A 21,464-nucleotide genomic window follows, 5' to 3' on the forward strand; every position below is an offset into this window, starting at 1 on the left:
TCTCCCGGCTCGCATCACTCGCGCAGCCGGTCGGGGATCTCGGCGCCCGCTTCCTCGAAGTAGCGGATGGCGCCGGCGTGCAGCGGCACGGGCGTCGCCGACATGGTGAACTCGACCGTGGTCTCGTTCGCCGCCGGGTGCACGGCCTGCAGCTCGGCGATGTTCTCGTACATCGCCTTGGTCACCTGGTAGACCGTCTCCTCGTCCATCTCCGAGGAGACCACGAGCACATTGGGCACGCCCAGGGTGGGGGTTGCCTCGTCCACGCCCTGGTAGGTGCCCGCGGGCAGCGACAGCTCGGCGAACACCGGGTCCGCCTCGCGCGCCGCGGCGATCTGCTCGGGGCTGAGCGCGAGGATGCGGATGCTGTTGGTCGTCGCGAGGTTGAGAATCGAGGAGGTGGGGGCGCCCACGCTCCAGAAGCCCGCGTCGATGTCGCCGTTGTTCAGCGCATCGGCGGTCTCGTTGAAGTTCAGCCGCTGGGCGTCGAAATCGTCGAAGGACATGCCATTGGCCTCGAGCAGGGTGCGGGCGTTCACCTCGGTGCCCGAGCCGGGTGCTCCGACCGACACGCGCTTGCCCTTGAGGTCCTCCAGGCTCTCCACGCCGGAATCGGCCAGCGTGGCGATCTGGACCATGTTGGCATAGAGCGAGCCCACGGCGCGCACCATCGGCAGCTGCTGGCCCTCGAAGCGCCCGCTGCCGGCATAGGCCTGCTGCACCGTGTCGGCGAGCGCGATGGCGAGGTCGGCGTCGCCGGTGGCGATCAGGCCCATGTTCTCCACCGAGGCGCCGGTCACCTCGGCGGTGGCGGAATAGCCCTCGACATGGTTGTTGATGATCTCGGCCAGCCCGCCGCCCATCGGGTAATAGACACCGCCGGTGCCGCCGGTGGCGATGGAGAGCTGGGTCTGTGCTGCGACCGGAGCCGCGACGAGGGACGCCGCGATGGCCAGGGATTTCACGAATTTCATTTGTACCTCCCGGAGTTCTGAGCCCGAGAGCCTAGCGGCCACGCGCGGCGATTCAAGCACCTTGGTACGAAACCTTCCGGAACACCGGGCCGGGCACGGCGGGACGCCCCGGGCCCGGGAGCCGATTCCGCCGGGGGGCCCGCGCGGCGTCGGCGAGCCGCGCGTCTCGGGTCGCCGGGCCTCCGGCCTCCGCTCTCCCCGCGTCACCGTCGCGGAGGCCCCGGCTCGGCGGCCGGGGCGCGGCGCATTGCCCCCGCGCCTCCCGGCGCGGCCGGCACGGGCCCCTGCCCCGTCGGCGGACATCACCCGCGGTGTCGGCGGAACCGGCCCGCTCCGGGCGTGGCGGAGCACACCGCCCCGGCCGGGAGGCCCCGGCTCGGGGGCCGGGGCGCGGCGGCGCGGGGGCCCGGCGCGGGGTCTTGTCGCGCCCCGGGCCCGCGCGGGAGGTGCCCCCCGGGGCGCAGGCCAGCGGACGCCGGCTCCCCTGCCGCGAGGAGCGCCCGGCCCTCAGCCCATGCGCTCGGAGGAATAGGAGCCGGGCGAGGCCGGGAACACCACGGTCTTGTTGCCGTTGAGGAAGGCGCGGCGATGGGCATGGGCGTGGATGGCCCGCGCGAGCACCTGCGCCTCCACGTCGCGCCCGAGGCTCACGTAGTCCTCCGCACTCTGGGCATGGGTGATGCGCACGATGTCCTGCTCGATGATCGGCCCCTCGTCGAGGTCGGCCGTCACGTAATGCGAGGTGGCGCCGATCAGCTTCACCCCGCGCTCGAAGGCCTGCTTGTAGGGGTTGGCGCCCTTGAAGCTGGGCAGGAAGGAATGGTGGATGTTGATGATCCGCCCGGACATCCTGCGGCACATCTCGTCCGACAGGATCTGCATGTAGCGCGCGAGCACGATCAGCTCCGCCCCCGTCTCCTCCACCACGGCCATGATGGCGGCCTCGGCCTCGGGCTTGTTCTGCTTCGTCACGCGGATGCAGTGGAAGGGGATGTCATGGTTCACCACCACCTTCTGGTAGTCCATGTGGTTGGAGATCACCGCCACAATGTCGATGGGCAGCGCCCCGATGCGCCAGCGGTAGAGCAGGTCGTTCAGGCAGTGCCCGAAGCGCGACACCATGATGACCACCTTCATCTTCAGCGCCTCGTCGTGGAAGGCGAAGTCCATGCCGAAGCGCCCCGCGATGCCGGCGAACTCCTCCTGCAGGGTGGCGATGTCCGTGCCGGTCTCCGAGGTGCAGCTCACCCGCATGAAGAAGTTGCCGGTCTCCATGTCGTCGAACTGCGAGCTGTCGGTGATGTTGCAGCCCCGCTCGGCGAGGAACCCCGAGATGGCGGCGACGATGCCCCGGGTGGAGGGGCAGGTCACGGTGAGGCAGTACTTGGTCATCGTCGATCCTTCGCAATGCGGCAGCCCGCGCGGGGCCGGGAAACCGGGTCGGGCCGCTCCGCTCTCCCCCGCCATGTCGGGGTGCGATGCGCGCCGGCAGGCCCTCTTACACTCCACGGGGCGCGCTGCGCCACAGCCTGCGACGCGCCAGGAGGCGCGGGCGACACGCGCGACCGGAAACGCGCCCCCCGCCCCGGCGGCCCGCCCCGCCGCCTTCCGCATGACCCCCCGCGAGCCGCGAAACACAACGCGCATTTTATGCTCATTTTGCGCGGCACATCGGGGCCCGCTCCGCCCCCTGCCCCGCGGCCGCGATCCGGGAAATTGCCAATTGGCAATTCAGAGCGGATTGGCCTCCGCGAAGCGCCGGAAGAAGGCGAGGAACGCCCGGTCCGGGTCGTCCGCCGGCGGCTTGTCCCCGGCCCAGGCGCGCCACTCGCTCTCGACGAAATAGATGTCGTAGCCGGGGAAGCGCAGCCGCGCGGTCTCGTAGGTCTCCGAGCGCAACGCGGCGCCCCGGCTCTCCAGCCAGCCCGGCCGCGGCCGGGCCTCCCGGCCGGCCGGCTGCACCACCTCCTCGCGTGCCTCCGCCCGCACCCGCCGGCCCACCTTGGAGAACTGCAGCGCCCGCTCCGCCGCGCCCGAGGCCTCGCCGTCCTTGCGCCACCAGCGCAGCTCCACATGCGTCACCGCCCGGCCGGTCTTGATCGGCACGATCTCCACCATGAAGTCCGACAGCGCGCAGACCTCCGACACCGCGGGGTCGATCGCGCGCAGCTTCAGGTTCGACCAGCTGGTGAGCTTGCCCTTCGGCACCCCCAGCACCCCGCGCAGCCCCTCCACCGAAAACCGCTCCGACGAGCGCCAGCGCAAATTCCCGCGCTTCTGCACCATCTCGTAGAGCGTCAGCGCGTACTTGGAGGACAGCGCGAACATCACCTCGCGCTGCAGCCGGGCGAACACGGTGGAATTGCCGATGATCTTGCGCAGCCGCGCCGGGATCTCGTACTCGATCAGCCCGTCCGGCCGCGCCGCCTCGATGTTGCCGCCCAGAAGCTGCACGCGCTCGATGGCGGGCTCGCCGTCCCACACCACGGCCACCTTCACCACCGCCGACATCAGCCGCTCGAGGCTCTCGCCGATCCGGTCATTGGAATTGTGCGAGCCGCGCAGCACCGCCTTGGCGATCACATGCGTCACCGGCTTGTCGATCGCGTCCCAGGCGTTTTCGAGCAGCTGGTTGTAGATGCGACGGTCGTTGAGCGTGAGCGGCGTCACCTCGATGAGGTCCACGAGTTCGCCCGGCTTGATCAGGCTTTCGCCGTTTGGCCGTGCCTCGATGGTGAAGTATGATCGTTCGGCCATCTCTGTGCCCTACCCCGCTCCTCATACATTTGTAATGAAAACGACGTAAGCCATCAAGCAGGAAGAACCGCCACCACCCGAAACGTAAGCCTTGCGGCGCCCGACTGCCGCACCACCGACCTCATTCCATTGATTTAATTGATGTTTTCAGCCTGACCCGGCGATTTTGTCACCGCACCCGAAAGGTAAGGGCTGCCGGGCCACCCGATCCGTAAGCCTGCGCCCCCCGATTCGTAAGGCTACGCGTCCCGAAATGTAGCGCGAACCCACCCGAAACGTATGGCTGCGCGCGAAAACACCATATTCTGCAAGGGCTTGCCCGGCATGAATCTATGAATCCTATGAATCAGAACCCGACCAGGGTTTTTTGCATCTGTTTTCATTGGGGATTCGCCGAAGCCGGTCGCACCGTCCCGATCGCAACTCTTACGAAATGGGATGGAGCCGGGTCCCTCGAAGCTCCGAGGTGCGGAATTCACGAGGCTGCGCCGTGCGGGACCGATATCGGGCGCCTCACCGCCCCACTTCCGGTTTTTGGGGCCCCGGCCGCGGATTTCCGAACTTTACCTTTCCGGGCACCTGGCGCACTCTGTGCCGAAACGATGCAGGAACCCGACGATGGATACATCCGTTCTCTCCGCCATCTCGCTCACCGAACTGCGGCAGCTCACCTATCGCGCCAACGCGGTGATCGAGCGTCTGCGCGAGCGTGTCTTCGCCCCCGGCACCCAGAAGGAGCTGGAACTGCGCTTCAACGTCCGCACCGCGGCCGAGATGGCCGGCCGCACCGAGAAGGCGATCCGCGACGCCGAGGCCGACGGCCGTCTGCCCGAGCCGGCGAAGGACCCCGAGACAAACCGCAGGCTGGGCTATTCCCTCGCCGAGGTCAACCGCATGCGCACGGTCTTCGGCACCCTGCCGCACCGCGCGCCCGAAGACCCGCCTCTGGTACTCGCGGTGCAGAACTTCAAGGGCGGCGTCGGCAAGACCACCCTCGTCACCCATCTCGCGCAGTATTTCGCGCTCAAGGGCTACCGCGTCTGCGTGATCGACTGCGACAGCCAGGCCTCCACCACCGCCGTCTTCGGCATGAACCCGGACGTGGACGTGAACGAGGAGGAGGACACGCTCTACCCCTTCCTGCGCCACGGCGGCCCGAAAACCCTGCATTACGCCCTGCGCGCCACCTACTGGCCGGGCCTCGCGATCATCCCCGCCAACCTCGGCCTCTACGACGCGGAATACGAGTTTGCCGCCCGCATGGCGCGCGACCCCGCCTTCATCCTCGACCGGCTGCGGGAGGGGGTGGAGTCGATCTCCGACCAGTTCGACGTCATCCTGCTCGACCCGCCGCCGGCGCTCGGCATGCTCTCGCTCTCGGTGCTGCGCGCGGCCAACGCGCTGCTGATCCCGGCACCGCCGAGCAACATCGACTTCGCCTCCACGGTGCATTTCCTCAAGATGATGGAATCGACCCTCGCCGAGCTCGAGCGCCACGGCGGCGAGCGCGCCTATTCCTTCGTGCGCATCATCGCCTCGAAGATGAACGACCAGAAATCCGCCCACCAGGCCATCAAGCGCATGATGGACGCGGTGTTCCCGCAGGACATGCTGGGCGCCGTGCTCAAGGACAGTGCCGAGATCGACAACGCCTCGGCCAATCTCTCCACCGTCTACGAGATGACCGGGCCCGGCGTGCGCACCGAGACGCACCGCCGCGCGCGGGCCTATCTCGACGCGGTGGGCCGCGAGGTGGAGTTCCTTGCGCGCAAGACCTGGCCGAGTCACCATGCCGCCCTGCGCAAGGAGGGACTGATATGAGCAAGCGTCACAAGGCGATCTTCGACGATGTCCTGAAGGGGCTCGACACCGACGCCCCGGTGGAGCCCGCCGCCGCCCCGGCGCGCGCCCTGAAGCGCTCCAACGCGCTGGCCGAGATCGGCGAACGCGAGGAGAAGGTGCTGCGCTGGGTCGACCCCGCGCGCTGCCGGATGTGGGAGCGCCACAACCGCGCCTACGGGCTGCTGACGGAGGAGAACTGCGCCGATCTCATCCAGGGCATCCGCGCCCAGGGGCAGCAGGAATTCCCCGCCATCGTGCGCCGGGTGACGGGCGAGGAGGGGGTGGATTACGAGGTGATCTGCGGTGCGCGCCGGCACTTCGCCATCTCCTGGCTGCGGGCGAACAACTACCCCGGCTTCCGCTATCTCGTCGAGGTGCGCGAGCTCAGCGACGAGGAGGCCTTCCGCCTCTCCGACATCGAGAACCGCGACCGCGAGGACCTCTCGGACTACGAGCGCGCCATCGATTATGCCCGGGCGCTCGACCTCTATTACGACGGCCGGCAGAAGGCGATGGCGCAGCGGCTGGACGTCTCGGAAGGCTGGCTGTCGCGCTTCCTGCAGCTCGCCCGGCTGCCCGAGGAGATCGTCTCCGCCTGGCCCTCGGTGCGCGAGTTGCGCGAGCTTCACGCCCGCAGCCTGAAGCCGTTCCTGGCCGCCGAGGACAGCCGCGCCCGGGTGCTCGACGCGGCGGTGGAGCTGCGCGACGCCCAGGCCTCGGCGCGGCTCTCGGGGCAGGGCGGGGTGCCGGTGGCGGAGGTGCTCACCCGGCTGCGCAAGGCGGGCGAGGGCAAGGCCGCGCCGCGCAAGGCGGCCGACAAGGGCGAGGCCCTGGCGCGCGGGGTGATCCTGCGCCGGAAGGGGCGCAAGAGCGTGGTCGAGATCGACGGTTCGGTGTCGGAGGCGGAGCTGCGCAAGGCCTTCGAGGCGTTGATTGCCGCACGGTCGCGGGTGTGAGAATTGCCAATTGGCAATTTTTGCGGAAGTGCTTTGTAACATATTGAAAACGCATGGAAAACAGATCTGATAGAGCTTACTTCTGGCTATAGTTTCCTGCCGCTGGAAAGTGGCAACGGCAGGGCAGGGGGGAAGACAAGCGGCGCGCCGGGACAAGGCGCGCCGCTTGTCCTTCCGGGGCTGCGTGCATGGCTCGGGCCTCCCGCCCGGGCGACCAGCCCGGGCCGCGCCCGACCCTCCCCCGGGAGGGCGCGATGGCGATGCCAGGTGTCGCACAGTCCTCGTCCGGGGCTTTCGCGATAAACCGCTGACCACGGGCGTGAGTGCGCCCACCCAGGCTCGGGCGCGTCCCTTCGCGCCCGGCTCGGAACGAGGAGGGGCTCGCGCCGCGGCAGGTTCCGCCGCCGCTTTCTGAGCCCCGAACGGGCAGGCTTTGACGTCAGGCCGCCGGTGGCAACGACGAGTCCCCCGGTCCGGCAACGGGTGGCCGCCTCGCGGGCCTCGGAACCGGTCGCGGCCGGTGGGGCAGGGGGCCTCTGTTCCCCCCCTGTCATCCTTCGCACCAGGCCCTTGCAACCGTCCACTTCGAAACCTGCCCGCGGCGCACCGCCCGGGGCCCTGCCGCAGCGGGGCCGCCTCGGCGCAGGGCCGCAAGGCCCTGTGCGACGGCCGTCGAGGTGAGGGGGCGAAGCCCCCTCGGCGAGGCGGCCGTGGCCGGGCCGGGACGGAAAGGAAAACGGCCCGCCGGGGAGGGCGGGCCGTGTGGCAGGTCAGGCGGCGGGAGATCAGGCGGCGGGGGGTGTCTCCTCGGGCGGGGCCTTGGGGCGGGCGCCGGGGCGCAGGCGTTCGCGCAGGCCCTGGAAGAACACGTAGAGCGGCGGGATGGCGAAGATGCCCAGCAGCGAGGCGAAGATCATGCCGCCGAACACCGGCGTGCCCACCGCCCGCCGGGCGAGCTCGGAGGCGCCGCTGGCCGTCACCAGCGGGTAGAGCCCGAGGATGAAGGCCAGCGAGGTCATCATCACCGGGCGGAAGCGCAGCCGCGCCCCCTCCGCCGCCGCCTGTCGGAGCGGCACGCCGTGCTCGCGCTGCTCCTTGGCGAACTCCACGATCAGGATGCCGTTCTTCGCCGCGAGGCCGATCAGCACCACCATGCCGATCTGGGCGTAGAGGTCGAGCGGCAGCCCGGCTATCAGCAGCGCCCCCACCGCGCCGGTGATCGCCACCGAGACCGAGAGCAGCACCGGGATCGGGATGGTCCAGCTCTCGTAGAGCGCCACGAGGAACAGGAAGGCGAAGAGCACCGCCAGCCCGAGGATCACCGGCAGCGCGCCCTCGGTGCGCTTCTCCTGGAAGGCGGTGTCGGTCCACTCGCCGGAGAAGCCGGCGGGCAGGGTGGAGGCGGCCACCTGCTCCATCGCGGCGAGCGACTCGCCCGAGGAGACACCGGGCGCCGGCCCGCCCATCACCGTCACGGCGCGGGCATTGTTGTAGCGGATGAGCGCCGGCGGCCCCACCACCGGGCGCACCTCCACGAGGCTGCGCAGCGGCACCATCTCGCCCGTGTCGGAGCGCACGTTGATGCGGTAGATGTCGTCGATGCTGTCGCGGTCGGCCGCCTCGGCCTGGACCTGCACCTGCCAGGTGCGGCCGTAGAGGTTCATGTCGTTCACGTAGAGCCCGCCGAGCGCGGCCTGCAGCTGGGTGAAGATGTCGGAAATGTTCACCCCGAGGATGCGCGCCTTGTCGCGGTCGATGTCGAGGTAGACCGAGGGCGTGGTGGCCGAGTAGGTGGAGAACACCCGCGAGAGGTCGGGGCTCTGGTTGGCCGCCACGATGAGGCCGCGCAGGGCCTGGGCCAGTTCCTCCGGCGTGCCGCCGCCCTGGTCCTTCATCATGTAGGTGAAGCCGCCGCCGGTGCCGAGCCCGACGATGGGGGGCGGGGCGAGCGGCACCACCGCGCCGCCGCGGATGGTGGCGAGCTTGGGCCCCAGCCGGGCGATCAGCGCGTCGGTGCCGTTCTCCGGCCCCGGGCGCTCGGCGAAGGGCTTGAGGGTGAGCACGATGAAGCCCGAGCTCGACTGGGAGTAGCCGTCGAGGAAGTTCAGCCCGGTGACCGAGGTGATGTCCTCGATGGCGTCCTCCTGCTTCAGGATCGCCTCGGCCTGGGCGATCACCTCCGAGGTGCGGGTGACCGAGGCGCCGTCGGGCAGGCGGACCACGATGAAGAAGCCGCCCTGGTCGTCGGAGGGCAGGAAGCCGGTGGGGGTGACCTTGATCATCGACCAGATCGCCCCGCCGGCCACCGCGGCGATGAGCAGCCCCACCACCGAGACGCGCACGAGGCGCACCACCACGTTGCCGTAGCCGTCGCGCAGCCCGTCGATCCCGCGCGAGACGCGGGCCATGATGCCGCGCTTGGGCCCGTGCGAGGGGCGCAGCAGCACGGCGCAGAGCGCGGGCGAGAGGGTGAGCGCGTTGATCGCCGAGAGCACCATCGACACCGAGACGGTGACCGCGAACTGGCGGAACAGCTCGCCCGAGATGCCGGGAATGAAGCCGATGGGCACGAAGACTGAGAGCAGCACCAGGGTGATGGCGATGATCGGCGCGGTGATCTCGCGCATCGCCTGCTTGGTGGCCTGGGCCGGGCTGAGATGGGGGTTTTCCTCCATCACCCGCTCGACGTTCTCCACCACCACGATCGCGTCGTCGACCACGATGCCGATGGCGAGCACGAGGGCGAGCAGCGACACGGAGTTGGCCGAGTAGCCGAGCGCGTTGAGCGCGATGAAGGCGCCCACCAGGCTCACCGGCACGGCGACGGTGGGGATGATCGTGGCGCGGAAGTTGCCGAGGAAGATGAACACCACCGCGACCACCAGCACGAAGGCCTCGATGAGGGTTTTCTGCACCTCCTCGATGGTGGAGGTGACGAAGGCCGTGGGGTCGTAGGTGACCTTCCAGTCCATGTCCTCGGGGAAGGATTTCGCCAGTTCGCCCACCTGGGCGCGCACGGAATCGAGCGCCTCGAGGGCGTTGGCGCCGGGGGCCTGGTAGATGGCGACCACGGCCGCGTCGCCGCCGTTGAAGGTGGTGGAACGGTCGAGGTTTGCCGCACCGAGCTCGACCCGCGCCACCTCGCCGAGGCGGAGCACCGAGCCGTCGGGGTTGGTGCGCAGCACGATGTTCTCGAACTCCTCCACCGTGGCGAGCCGGCCCTTGGTGCGCACGTTGAACTGCAGGGCCTGGTCGTCGGAGATCGGGCGGGCGCCGATGCGGCCCACCGCCGCCTGCACGTTCTGCGACTGGATGGCGGCGGCGATGTCGGCGTTGGTGAGGCCGAGGCCGGTGAGCCGGTCGGTGTCGGTCCAGACCCGCATCGCGTAGTCCTGCGGGCCCCAGAGCATCGCGTCGCCCACGCCGGGGGTGGAGCGGATCTGGTCGAGGATGTTGATGGTGACGTAGTTGGACAGGAACAGCGGGTCATGCGTGGCGTTCGGCGAGGAGAAGGCGATCACGCCCAGCAGGGCGGAGGATTTCTTCTTCACCGTGATGCCGCTGCGCTGCACCTCGTCGGGCAGCTTGGAGGTGGCGACCTGCACGCGGTTGTTCACGTTGACCGTGTTGATGTCGGGGTCGGTGCCGAGCTCGAAGGAGACGGTGAGCGTGTAGGTGCCGTCGTCCCCGCTGACCGATTTCATGTAGATCGCGTCGGAGACGCCGACCACCTGGGCCTCGATGGGCTGGGCGACGGTTTCCTCCACCACCTGGGAGGAGGCGCCGGGGTAGAAGGCCGAGACCTGCACCTGCGGCGGCACGATGTCGGGGTATTGCGCCACCGGGATCGACATGAGCGAGAGCAGCCCGGCGATGGTGGTGACGATGGCGATGACGATGGCGAAGCGCGGGCGGTCGACGAAGAGGCTTGAGAGCATGGATCAGGACTTTCCGGCCGGAGCGGCGGAGACGGGCGCGCCGGGCTGCACCCGCTCGAGCCCCTCGGTGATCACCTGGTCGCCCTCGGAGAGCCCGCTCTCGACCACCACGCCGGTGCCGTGCTGGGGCCCGAGCTTGAGCCGCGCCTGGGTCGCCTTGCCGTCGGTCACGGTGAAGACGTAGATGCCGTCCTTGTCCGACAGCAGGGCGGACTGGGGGATGACGATCTTCTCCTCCGGGGTCTTCTCGGAGAGGTTGACGGTGACCAGCTCGCCATCGCGCAGGGCGCCGTCGGGGTTGGGCATCACCGCTCGGGCGAGCACGGTGTCGGTGGAGCGGGAGACCGAGACGTCGAGGAAGTCGATGGTGCCGGTCTGGGCGTAGGTGGTGCCGTCGGAGAAGCCGAGCTGCACGGCGATGTCGCCGGCGCCCTTGGGGTCTCCGCCCGCCATGCGGTAGGCGCGCAGCACGCGCTGGCTGATGGGGAAGGTGACGTAGATCGGGTCTTCCGAGACGATGGTGGTGAGCACGCCGCTGTCCGGCCCCACCACGTTGCCCTTGGTGACCGCGGTGCGGCCGATGCGCCCGGAGATGGGGGCGGTGATCTCGGTGTAGCCGAGGTTGATCTTCGCCTTGGCGAGGGCGGCCTCGTCGGAGGTGATGCGGCCGGCGGCCTCGTCGGCGGAGGCCTGGGCCTCGTCGCGCCGGGCGACGGTGCCGGCATCGCGATCGGCGAGCTGCTGGGCGCGGTCGAGCTGCACCTGGGCGAGCTTCAGGGCCGCCTGGTCCTGCGCCAGCGCGCCCTGGGCCTGGTTCACGGCCGCCTCGAACTCGCCCTTCTCGATGCGGTAGAGCACGTCGCCTTCCTTCACCTCCGTGCCGTCGGTGAACAGCACCTGCTCGAGGAAGCCGGTGACGCGGGCGCGCAGCTCAACGCGCTCGGTGGCCTCGATGCGGCCCACGACGTCGAGGGTCTGGGAGACGTCCTGCATCGCGGCCGGCACGGTGGTGACGGGCACCGCGGCGGGTGCCGCGCCGGATTGCTGCGCCGCGGAGGGCTGCGGCAGGAAGCAGGCGAATAACAGGGCAAGAAAAAGGCAGAAAGTGGCGATATTGTGGCGCATCGAATACATCCTCGAGTCTTGCAAGCTTCTGGACAGGTGCAGGATTTCGCGACAGATGCACGGAGCGCCCGTCGCTGATCAAGAAGTTTCTCCCGATGAGGTGCGGAATTGACCTCCACTCGCCCGGGCAGCCGGGCTCACGCGCAGCATAGCAGAGCCGCGCGCGGTGCGGGGGGAAATCGGCAACCCCGCGGTTGAACGGGGGGCGCGGGGGTGGCGCGGAGGCCGGGCGGCGCGAGGCCCCGGCTCGTGGGCCGGGGCAGCGGGGCGCCGCGGCTCAGGCTGCGCGAGGCGGCGGGGCGCCGCGGCTCAGGCTGCGGGTTTCCAGTAGGGCAGGGGGGGCACCGGGGCGGCGAGGGCCGCGGCCGCGAGGGGGCCGTGCTTGGCGGTGAGGAACAGCCGGCCCCCGGCGAAGGCGGGCTTGGTGGGCGTGGCCGAGGGGGTGGCATGGCGGGCGCGGTGCGTGCCGTCGGGCGCGAAGACATGCAGGGCGCCGCCGTCCACCCCCGCGATCCAGTAATCGCCGGCGCTGTCGATGGCGGCACCGTCGGGGCGGCCGTCGGGGCCGGCGAGGGTGGCGAAGGGCCGGCGGGGCCCGGGCGCGGCACCGGTGAGCGGCAGGGTCCAGACATGGCGCTGGGAGGGGTGGGAATCCGACAGCCAGAGCCGGGTGAGCCCGGCGTCGACCGCGAGCCCGTTGGGGGTGGAGAGCCCGTCGAGCAGGCGCTCGGGCCCTTCCGGGCCGAAGCGGTAGAGCGCGCCGAGCGGGCGGGTGACGGTGATGTCCATCGTCGCGGCCCAGAGCCGGCCGGCGGCATCGACCGTGGCGTCGTTGAACCGGGTGCCGGGGGCCTCGAGGGGCAGGATGCGGGTGAAGCGGGCGGTGCCGGGGGAGAAGGCGAAGATGCCGCTCTCCATGCCCACAGCCGGCGCGCCCGGGCCGGTGAGCACCACGAAGCCCGGTTCCTCCGGCGTGGGCCAGGCGGCGGTGGCGCCGCTGGCGGGGTCGGTGCGCAGCAGGCGGCGGCCGGCGATGTCGACCCACCAGAGGCAGCCCTCGAGGGGGCACCAGAACGGGCTCTCGCCCAGCTCGGCCGTGGTGTCGCTGGCGGGGGTGAAGCTCAGGCCGGGGGACGGGGGCAGGGGGGCTCCTCCTCGGGGCGGGGCATGCAGAAACCGGTTGACAGGCCAGTGATCGCAGACCCAGTATCCGAGCGCAACAAAAATATCAGTTGCGGAAAAATCATAATTACACGGGAGGAAGACCATGCTTTCCATTGCCAGGCGCCTCGGTGTCGCCGCCGCCGTCTCGACCCTCGCGCTCGCGGGGGCAGGGGCGCTTGCCGGCCCCGCCGCCGCCCAGACCGTGCTGCGCATCGGCACCGTGCTCGCCCCCTCCGACCCGATGGGGCAGGGGCTGGAGAAATTCGCCGCCGACGTGAAGGAGGCCACGGGCGGCGCGGTGGAGGTGGACGTGTTCCACAACTCCCAGCTCGGCGACACCACCGAGATGATCGACCAGGCCCGCGCCGGCGCCAACGTGGGCACGGTGACCGACGTGGCGCGGCTGTCGAGCTTCGTGCCCTCGCTCGCCATCATGTCGGCGCCGTTCATCTTCGACAGCTACGAGGAGGCGGACCGCTTCGCGCTGTCGGAGGCCTACCTGGGCTGGGGCGAGGAGCTGAAGGAGAAGGCCGGGCTCGTGATGCTCGCCTCCAACTGGTACCAGGGCGCGCGCCAGGCGCTGACCCAGATGCCGGTGGACACGCCGGCCGACCTCGCCGGCGTGCGCATGCGCACCATCGGCGCGCCGGTGTGGATCGAGACCATCCGCGCCATGGGGGCCGAGCCCACGCCCATCGCCTGGGGCGAGGTGTACTCGGCGCTGCAGCTCGGCACCATCGACGCCGCCGAGGCCCAGCCCACCGCCATCTGGGGCGCCAAGCTCTACGAGGTGGTGAAGGACGTGACGCTCACCAACCACATCCAGCTGGTGACCGCGCTGGTGGTGGGGGCCGATGCCTGGGACGACATCTCGCCGGAGAACCAGGAGATCATCCGCAAGCTCGCGGTGGAGGACGGCCGCTATGCCTCGGGCCTGACCATCGAGCAGGGCAAGGAGGCGCTGGAGAAGATCGCCGCCGCCGGCGTGAGCGTGCGCGAGATCGACCCCGCGCCCTTCAAGGAGGCGGTGAAGCCGGTCTATGCGACGCTCAACCTCGAGGCCGAGGCCGCCGAGGTGGACAAGGTGCTGGGCCGCTGAGCGCGGGGGAGGGGGACGCGTGATGTTCCGACGCATCGAATATGCCGCCGCCGCGACGCTGCTCGTCGCGGTGGTGGTGCTGATCGGGGCGGCCTCGGTCGCCCGGGTGCGGGGCACGCCGATCATCTGGTCGGTGGAGGTGGCGCAGCTGCTCTTCGCCTGGCTCGCCATGCTGGCGGCCGACCTCGCGCTGCAGGACGGCCGGCACTTCGGCCTGGCGCTGGTGCCGGACATGCTGCCGGAGGCGGCGCGGCGCTGGCTCATGCTGCTCAACGGTCTGGTGCTGGCGGGGCTGCTGGGCTTCCTGCTGGTCTACGCCTGGCGCAACATGGTGCTGATGCACCCGCGGCTGGAGGGGGCGACGCAGATGCACGGCTCATGGGTGCACGCCTCGATGGTGCTCGGCCTCGGGCTGATGCTGCGCACCATGCTGGTGCAGATCGCCGCCGGCTTTCGCGGCGCGCCGGCGCCCGCCCCGCGCGAGGAGGACGTGACCTGATGCTGCTGCTCATCCTCGCGCTTTTCGTGCTGTTCCTGCTGATGGGCATGCCGGTGGCCTTCGCGCTGGCGCTCTCGGCCATTCCGGTGTTCGTGCTCACCGGCACCATGCCGCCCACCATCGCCATCCAGAAGATGGTGACGGCGACGCAGAGCTTCCCGCTGCTGGCGGTGCCGTTCTTCATCCTCGCGGGAAACCTGATGAACGCCACCGGCATCACCGAGCGGCTGGTGCGCTTCGCGCGGCTGCTCACCGGCTGGATGGCGGGCGGGCTCGCGCAGGTGTCGATCATGCTGAGCTTCATGATGGGCGGCATCTCGGGCTCGGCGGTGGCGGATGCCTCGATGGAATCGCGCCTGCTCGGGCCCTCGATGATCGCGCAGGGCTACTCGAAGGCGATGACGGCGGCGATCATCGCCTTCGGCTCGATCATCACCGCCACCATCCCGCCCTCGATCGGGCTGATCCTGTTCGGCTTCATCAACGAGGTGTCGATCGGGCGGCTGTTCCTCGCCGGGGTGCTGCCGGGCATCGCGCTCACGCTGGTGCTGATGGTGACCACCTGGGGGGTGGCGAAGCGCAACGGCTACGCGGCGGATGCCGCCACGCTGCCCTCGGCGCGCGAGCTGGGCGCGTCCTTCCTCGAGTCGGTCTGGGCGCTGGCCTTCCCGGTGATCCTGATCGTGGGCTTCCGCTTCGGCTTCTTCACCGCCACCGAGGCCGGCGCCTTCCTGGTGGCCTACGCGCTCGCGGTGGGGGTGTTCGTGTACCGCGAGCTCACCTGGGCGCGCTTCGTCGACGCGCTGCGCCACTCGGTGTCGGACCTCGGCATGGTGATGCTGCTGATCATGATGGCGGGCGTACTGGGCTACGCCGTGACCATCGAGCGCGGGCCGCAGCAGATCACCGAATTCGTCACCTCGCTCACCTCCGACCCGCTCTCGGTGCTGCTGCTGATCGTGGTGCTGCTGGTGGTGAGCGGCATGTTCCTGGAGGGGGCGGCCAACATCCTGCTGGTGACCCCCATCGTGATGCCGGCGCTGGTGCACGCGGGCTATGACCCGGTGCACATGGGCATCCTCATCGTGACGCTGATCAACTTCGGCGGGCTCACGCCGCCGGTGGGGGTGATCATGTTCACCGTCTGCGGGGTGCTCGACGTGAAGATGGGGGCGTTCAGCCGCGCCTCGGTGATCTTCTTCGCGGTGATGGTGCTGTTCTTCGCCCTGCTGATCGCGGTGCCGGGCTTGTCGCTTTTCTTGCCCGACAGGCTGATGTAAGCCCGCAGCTTCGGCAGCTCGACGACCCTGCGGCCGGGAGGCGCAACGCGATGAACAGGAACCCGTTTTCCACCGACATGCCGGCCCCGCGCGAGGGGGTGAGCGCGCATGTGCCGGCCTCCGCGAGGGTGTACGAGGCGCTGCGGGGGCGGATCGTGTCGCTCGAGCTGCCGCCCGGCTCGGCCCTGGTGCGGGCCGAGATCGCCCAGGCCTTCAGCGTGAGCCAGAGCCCGGTGCGCGAGGCCATCCTGCGGCTGGAGGGCGACGGGCTGGTGCGCTCCTACCCGCAGTCGCGCACCCTCGTCACCCGCATCGACCGCGACCGGCTGCGCGAGGAGCATTTCCTGCGCGCGGCGGTGGAATGCGAGGTGGCCCGGGTGCTGGCGCTGCAGGGCGACGGGGCGGCGGCGGTGAAGCTGCGCGGCATGCTCAAGATGCAGGAGGCGCTGGCCGGCGAGGTGGAGCAGATCGAGCTGTTCAAGCAGCTCGACGAGGCCTTCCACGAGGCGCTCTTCGCCGCGGCCGACCAGCTCGACCTGCACCGCCACGTGACCGCGCGTTGCGGCCATCTCGCGCGGGTGCGCTCGCTCGACCTGCCGCGCAAGGGCAAGATGCGCGCCGTGCTCGAGGGCCACCGCGCCGTGGTGGAGGCGATCGCCGCCGGCGATCCGGCCGCCGCCACGGAGGCGATGCGCCTGCATCTCTCCGGTACCATCGAGCGGCTGCCCGAGATCGTGCGCGAGAACGGCGCCTTCTTCACCTGACGCGGCGGTGCGACGCATTCGTACAAAACTTTGGCGGAAATTTGCGGTTCCTTGCGGGGCCTTGCCAATTCGCATCAAGTTTTCCGCGGATTTTCAGAAAATTTGAATCGAATGCGGCCTGCGGGCGGGGACGCCGGATCAGTCAACATAACGTTGATTATCCGGCCATTGCGTGCCGGAGGGCGCTGCCGCCCCCACCTCCCGGGCAGCAAGTCTAAACCATGGTATGAGCGTTCTATCCCAGAACACGAAACCGATGTCCCGCCGTTCAATTCCGTCTGCGCGCCCGGATGGGGATCATGGGCAGGCAGTCACCGAACAGGAGGACATCGATGTTCACTCTCTCCCATGCCGCAGCGCAGCAGGCCCCGCGCGTTTCTTCCCGCCCCGTTCCTGCCGCCGCGCCCGTCCCTGCAGCGCCCGTCCCCGCCTCGCCCCGGGCCCTGGGCGACCTGCTGACCCGGGCGCGCGCCGCCCTGGAGGCCGACCCGCGCCGCGCCCGGCTCTGCCTCGACGAGCTGGCGAGCCTGCTGGAGCCCGCGCCCGAGGCCGTTGACACCGAGAGCCTGCTGCTGCCCGAGTGCGGCACGCCGGCGCCGGCCGCCCCGCTGCGCGGCGGGTTGGCCCAGTGGCAGGTGAACCGGGTGACCCGCTTCGTGGAGGCGCATGTCTCCGAGAGCATCCCGGTGGAGACGCTGGCCCGCGAGGTGGGGCTGAGCGCCGGGCATTTCTCCCGCGCCTTCAAGGTGAGCACCGGCGAGACGCCGCATACCTTCGTGATCCGCAAGCGGGTGCGGCAGGTGCAGACGCTGATGCTCACCACCGAGGAGCCGCTGGGCGAGCTGGCCTGTGCCTGCGGCTTCACCGACCAGGCGCACATGACCCGGCTGTTCCGCAAGTTCGTGGGCGATACCCCCTTCGTGTGGCGCCGCGCCCACCGGGCCTGCTGAGCCCGGGCCTGCCCGGCTCTCCCCTTCCCGGCCTGCCTGCCGGCCGCCGCGCGACCGGTGCAAGCCGGGCGGCAAACTGCCAAGACCGGGCGGCGCCGCGGGCGCATGCTGGGCCGGCACCATAGCGCGTCGCGATGTGCGCGGCCCGCCTGTTTCGCGAGGATACCGAGATGAACGACACCCTGCTGCACCAGAAGCGCCAGGCGGCGCTCGCCACGCCCACCGCCCTGGGGTCGGAAGCGCGGCGCGACATTTCCGCGGCGCTCACCGCGGTGCTGGCGGACGTCATCACGCTGTGGATGAAGACGAAGAACTTTCACTGGCACGTGTCGGGGCCGCATTTCCGCGACTATCACCTGCTGTTCGACGGCCAGGCCGAGAGCCTCGGCGAGATGATCGACCCGGTGGCCGAGCGGGTGCGCAAGCTGGGCGGCACCACCATCCGGTCGGTGACGCAGGTGGCGGGCCAGGCGCGCATCGCCGAGAACGAGGCGGATTACGTGACCCCCGCCGACATGCTGGCCGAGCTGCGCTCCGACAACACCGACCTCGCCGCGCGGTTGCGCGGGCTGCACGCGGTCTGCGACGAGTATGGCGACGTGGCCACCGCGAGCCTGCTGGAGACCTGGATCGACGAGGCGGAGACCCGCATCTGGATGCTGTTCGAGACCGGCCGTCACCAGGGCTGAGCACCCCGCCGGGAGGGCCCCGCCCGGCTGCGCGCCGGGCGGGGCCTTTTTGCGTGGCGCTCAGGCGGCGGGCTGCGGCTCGAGCGCCGCGCCGAGGCGCAGGCCCCGGGTGAGCACCGCCCGGCCGAAGCGCAGGCGCGGGCGGGCCCAGGCCTCGAGCACCCCCGGCAGGGCGGCGGGGGCCGGCGGGGGGGAGAGCGCGTCGGCGAGGGCCATCGCGTCGCCCGCGGCCTTGGCCACGCCCATCGCGGTATGCGGGCGCACCACGAAGGCGGCGTCGCCGATCAGCGCGAGCGCCCCGCGGGCCATCGCCGGGGTGTCCATGTCGAAGATCGCCTGCACGAAGGGCGCGGGCTCGGCCGCCACCACCGCGGCGAAGGCCGGCGGCAGCGCGGCGCGTGCCGCGGCCACCAGCCGGGCGCGCGCCGCGGCCGGGAGCTGGCCGGGGGCGAGGGAGAACGGGTGGCGGCGGCCGTCCGCATCGGTGAGCGTGGCGGCGAGATCGGCGGCGCGGCGGTACCACACGGCGTTGTAGCGCCGCGCGCCGGGGGCGGTTTCGCCCGCCGGGCCGGGCACGAGGTAGCCGAGCGCCTGGGCGCCCTCGGCATGGTGGAAGGCGAAGCGGCCGGAGAGCATCCGCGCCGCGGGGGGCAGGGCCGCCTCGGGGATGAGGAAGCGCCAGGCGACGTAGCCGGCGTAGCGCGGCCCCCCTGCCCCCGGCGCCACCGCGGCGCGCAGGGCCGAGCCGATGCCGTCGGCGCCGATCACGAGGTCGGCCTCGAGGGTGCGGCCGTCGGAGAGGGTGACGCGGCCGTCTTCGGTGGCGGCGGTGACGGCGATGCCGGTGTGGTGGCTGGCCTCGGGCACCTCCTCGCGCAGCACGGTGTAGAGGTGGTCCCAGGAGATCTGCATCTGCGGGATGGGGTCGCGGTGGGCGATGCTGCCGTCGTCGCCGAGGATGATGCGCTCGGAGGCGGTGACGCCGACGCGCGCCGCGTCGGCCCGGCCGATCCGCCCGAGGAGGGCGCCGACCTCGCCCTGCGCCACCAGCCCGGCGCCGCGGCCGGCGAGCCCGTGGCGCGAGCGCTCGAACACGTCGACCGTGTGGCCGGCGCGCGCGAGGAGGGCGGCGGCGAAGAGCCCGGCCATGGAGCCGCCTGCGATGACGATGCGCATGTCAGATATCCTTCTTCGAGAGGCTGCGGAGCTGCAGCAACGTGGCGAGCCCGGCGGCGGCGATGCCGAAGGCGGCAAGCCCGCCCCAGCCGCCGAAGGCCCAGGCGGCGGAGCCCGCGGCCGAGCCGAAGGCGCCGCCGAGGAACATCGCCCCCATGAACAGCGTGTTGAGCCGGGCGCGGGCCTGCGGCGCGAGGGCGAAGATCACGTGCTGGTTCGACACCAGCGCGCTCTGCACCGCGAAATCGAGCAGCACGACGCCGGCGATCAGCCCGGCGAGGCTGGTCCAGGCCGCCATCAGCGCCCAGGCGGCGAGGGTGAGCGCCGCGCCGAGGGCGATCACCCGGTGCGGGCCGCGCCGGTCGGCGATGCGCCCGGCGAGGGGCGCGGCGAGGATGCCGACTGCGCCCACCACACCGAACAGCCCGGCCGCCTCGGCGCCGAGGCCGAAGCGCGGCTGTTGCAGGCGGAAGGCGAGCACGGTCCAGAAGGCGATGAAGGCGGCGAAGAGCAGCGCCTGGGTGAGGGCTGCGAGGCGCAGGCCGGGGTGGGCGCGCCACAGGGTGGCGAGCGAGCGCAGGGCGGCGGGGTAGCTTTCGGTGCTGGTGGCGGGGCTTTGCGGCAGCAGCCGGGCCATCAGGGCTGCCGCGCCGAGCGCCACCGGCACGCCGAGCCAGAACATCTCGCGCCAGCCGGCGTGGCTGCCCACGAAGCCCGCCAGCGTGCGGCTGAGCAGGATGCCGCAGAGCACCCCGGCCATCACCGTGCCCACCGTGGCGCCGCGGCGCGCGGGCGGGGCGAGATGGGCGGCGAGCGGCACGATCTGCTGGGCCACGGTGGCGGCAAGCCCGGTGAGGAAGGCGGCCGCCACCAGCATCACCGGCCCCGGCGCGCTGGCCATCGCCACCAGCGCGGCGGCGAGCACGAGGAACTGCACGGTGATCAGCCGCCGGCGCTCGACGATGTCGCCCAGCGGCACGAGCAGGAACAGCCCGGCCGCGTAGCCGAGCTGGGTGACCGTGGGCACGAGGCTGGTGCCGGCGGGGCCGAGGTCGGCCTCCATGATCTCCAGCATCGGCTGGTTGTAGTAGATGTTGGCCACCGCGGCGCCGGCGGCCACCGCCATGGCGAGGGTGAGCCCCCGGCCAAGGGCCGCGGAAGCGGGTTCGGGCGCGGGCGCGGCCGGGAGGGTCTGTGCGTGCATGCTCATCTGGCTGTCTCCTGCGGCGCGGGCCGCGGCTTCGGGATGAGACGGATGTGGCAGACGCACGGAATGCGCGGTAGTGTGCTGCATCGATAAGCCTGTGTAACGGATGGCGATATAATGGACCTGCGAGACCTCGCGGTGCTGGTGGAGGCGGTGCAGGGCGGCAGCCTGGCCGAGGCGGCGCGGCGGCTGGGGCTGACGCCGATGGCGGCCTCGCGCCGGCTGGCGGCACTGGAGCGCGAGCTGGGCGTGCGGCTGGTGCACCGGACGACGCGCGCGCTTGCGCCCACGCCGGAGGGCGAGGCCTTCCTGCCCTGGGCCGAGGCGATGCTGGAGCAGGAGGCCGGCGCGCGCGAGGCGCTGCGCCCGGCCGGCGCGGGGGTGAGCGGGCTGCTGCGCCTCACCTGCTCGGCGCCCTTCGGGCGCCGGGTGGTGGCGCCGCTGATGCCGGGGTTTCTCGCCGCGCATCCGGGGCTGCGGGTGGACCTCGCGATGACCGACAGCGTGCTCGACATCGTGGGCGCGGGCATCGACCTTGCCATCCGCATCGCGCCCCTGCGCGACAGCACGCTGGTGGCGCGGCGGCTGGGCGACAGCGCGCGGGTGCTCGTGGCAGCACCGGAATATCTCGCCCGCGCCGGGGCGCCGCGGCGCATCGCCGATCTCGGCCGGCACGCCTGCCTGGTGAGCAGCGGCGCGACGCACTGGGATTTCACCGGCCCCGGCGGCCGGGTGCGCCAGCCGGTGCGCGGGCCGTTCAGCGCCACGGCGCTGGAGGCGCTGCACGCGGCCTGTCTCGGCGGGCTCGGCATCGCCAACCTCTCGGAGTGGTACGTGGAGGAGGAGCTGGCCGCCGGCCGGCTCATCCCCCTGCCGCTGGAGGACGCGGTGCCCGAGGCGCTGGGGATCTGGGCCGTCACCCCCACGGCGCGCATGGTGCCGCCGAAGGTGCGCGCCTTCCTCGCAGCACTCTCGGCACGGCTGGCCGAGGGGGCGAGGTAGCCTTCCCGCGCCCGGCCGGGCTGCAGGCGGGGGATGTTTGAG

17 protein-coding genes are annotated in these 21,464 nt (G+C 71.1%); 9 read left to right on the top strand and 8 right to left on the bottom strand.

What is annotated here, in order from left to right; genetic code table 11:
• Positions 1-14: 14 nt before the first annotated feature.
• The 3 genes from D3P35_RS09960 to D3P35_RS09970 form a co-directional block, all read right to left on the bottom strand.
• Positions 15-974: a TAXI family TRAP transporter solute-binding subunit gene (locus tag D3P35_RS09960; protein WP_118134567.1), complete on the bottom strand. Its 960-nt coding sequence runs from the start codon at positions 972-974 to the stop codon at positions 15-17.
• Positions 975-1,481: 507 nt separating this feature from the next.
• The gene (gene purU / locus D3P35_RS09965) at positions 1,482-2,366 is read right to left on the bottom strand and encodes a formyltetrahydrofolate deformylase (RefSeq protein ID WP_118134568.1); all 885 of its coding nucleotides are present in this window, start codon (positions 2,364-2,366) and stop codon (positions 1,482-1,484) included.
• A 339-nt stretch (positions 2,367-2,705) separates the two neighbouring features.
• A complete protein-coding gene (locus D3P35_RS09970; RefSeq protein ID WP_118134569.1) occupies positions 2,706-3,731 on the bottom strand; it encodes a replication initiation protein in 1,026 nt (341 codons plus the stop codon).
• A gap of 618 nt (positions 3,732-4,349) precedes the next feature.
• Between D3P35_RS09970 and D3P35_RS09975 the strand changes: the two genes are divergently transcribed.
• Positions 4,350-5,552, top strand: coding sequence for an AAA family ATPase (locus D3P35_RS09975; RefSeq protein ID WP_118134570.1), 1,203 nt, complete (start codon positions 4,350-4,352; stop codon positions 5,550-5,552).
• Positions 5,549-6,529, top strand: coding sequence for a ParB/RepB/Spo0J family partition protein (locus tag D3P35_RS09980; protein ID WP_118134571.1), 981 nt, complete (start codon positions 5,549-5,551; stop codon positions 6,527-6,529). The genes D3P35_RS09975 and D3P35_RS09980 overlap by 4 nt, the downstream gene beginning before the upstream one ends.
• A 785-nt stretch (positions 6,530-7,314) precedes the next feature.
• Here D3P35_RS09980 and D3P35_RS09985 read toward each other — a convergent pair.
• From D3P35_RS09985 to D3P35_RS09995, 3 genes are all read right to left on the bottom strand, one after another.
• Positions 7,315-10,467, bottom strand: coding sequence for an efflux RND transporter permease subunit (locus tag D3P35_RS09985; RefSeq protein WP_118134572.1), 3,153 nt, complete (start codon positions 10,465-10,467; stop codon positions 7,315-7,317).
• Positions 10,468-10,470: 3 nt separating this feature from the next.
• A complete protein-coding gene (locus D3P35_RS09990; RefSeq protein WP_118134573.1) occupies positions 10,471-11,592 on the bottom strand; it encodes an efflux RND transporter periplasmic adaptor subunit in 1,122 nt (373 codons plus the stop codon).
• 309 nt (positions 11,593-11,901) lie between these two features.
• Entirely contained in the window at positions 11,902-12,870 is a 969-nt protein-coding gene (locus D3P35_RS09995) for an SMP-30/gluconolactonase/LRE family protein (protein WP_157982092.1), read from the bottom strand.
• On the opposite strand from D3P35_RS09995, the gene D3P35_RS10000 reads away from it, so the two are divergent.
• The 6 genes from D3P35_RS10000 to D3P35_RS10025 all read left to right on the top strand — a co-directional run bounded on the left by D3P35_RS10000 (position 12,860) and on the right by D3P35_RS10025 (position 18,037).
• Positions 12,860-13,855, top strand: coding sequence for a C4-dicarboxylate TRAP transporter substrate-binding protein (locus D3P35_RS10000; RefSeq protein WP_118134575.1), 996 nt, complete (start codon positions 12,860-12,862; stop codon positions 13,853-13,855). The two genes, D3P35_RS09995 and D3P35_RS10000, sit on opposite strands and share 11 nt — an antisense overlap.
• 22 nt (positions 13,856-13,877) lie before the next feature.
• The gene (locus tag D3P35_RS10005; protein ID WP_118134576.1) at positions 13,878-14,354 is read left to right on the top strand and encodes a TRAP transporter small permease; all 477 of its coding nucleotides are present in this window, start codon (positions 13,878-13,880) and stop codon (positions 14,352-14,354) included.
• Positions 14,354-15,634 carry a TRAP transporter large permease gene (locus D3P35_RS10010; RefSeq protein ID WP_118134577.1) on the top strand — a complete coding sequence of 427 codons (1,281 nt, stop codon included), beginning with the start codon at positions 14,354-14,356 and terminating at the stop codon, positions 15,632-15,634. Before D3P35_RS10005 ends, D3P35_RS10010 begins: the two co-directional genes overlap by 1 nt.
• Before the next feature lie 50 nt (positions 15,635-15,684).
• A complete protein-coding gene (locus D3P35_RS10015) occupies positions 15,685-16,398 on the top strand; it encodes a GntR family transcriptional regulator (RefSeq protein WP_118134578.1) in 714 nt (237 codons plus the stop codon).
• Positions 16,399-16,730: 332 nt separating this feature from the next.
• The gene (locus D3P35_RS10020) at positions 16,731-17,348 is read left to right on the top strand and encodes a helix-turn-helix domain-containing protein (protein ID WP_118134579.1); all 618 of its coding nucleotides are present in this window, start codon (positions 16,731-16,733) and stop codon (positions 17,346-17,348) included.
• Between the two features lie 170 nt (positions 17,349-17,518).
• Positions 17,519-18,037, top strand: coding sequence for a Dps family protein (locus tag D3P35_RS10025; RefSeq protein ID WP_118134580.1), 519 nt, complete (start codon positions 17,519-17,521; stop codon positions 18,035-18,037).
• A 60-nt stretch (positions 18,038-18,097) separates the two neighbouring features.
• On the opposite strand, the gene D3P35_RS10030 is transcribed toward D3P35_RS10025, so the two are convergent.
• Together D3P35_RS10030 and D3P35_RS10035 are read right to left on the bottom strand one after the other, a co-directional pair.
• Positions 18,098-19,213: an FAD-dependent monooxygenase gene (locus tag D3P35_RS10030; RefSeq protein WP_118134581.1), complete on the bottom strand. Its 1,116-nt coding sequence runs from the start codon at positions 19,211-19,213 to the stop codon at positions 18,098-18,100.
• A gap of 1 nt (position 19,214) precedes the next feature.
• Complete coding sequence (locus tag D3P35_RS10035; protein WP_232830452.1) at positions 19,215-20,423, bottom strand: MFS transporter; 1,209 nt, start codon at positions 20,421-20,423, stop codon at positions 19,215-19,217.
• A 114-nt stretch (positions 20,424-20,537) separates the two neighbouring features.
• On the opposite strand from D3P35_RS10035, the gene D3P35_RS10040 reads away from it, so the two are divergent.
• Positions 20,538-21,422: a LysR family transcriptional regulator gene (locus D3P35_RS10040; protein ID WP_118134582.1), complete on the top strand. Its 885-nt coding sequence runs from the start codon at positions 20,538-20,540 to the stop codon at positions 21,420-21,422.
• The last annotated feature ends 42 nt before the right edge of the window (positions 21,423-21,464 follow it).

This window comes from Oceanicella sp. SM1341, assembly GCF_003448965.1.
Lineage (GTDB): Bacteria > Pseudomonadota > Alphaproteobacteria > Rhodobacterales > Rhodobacteraceae > Paroceanicella.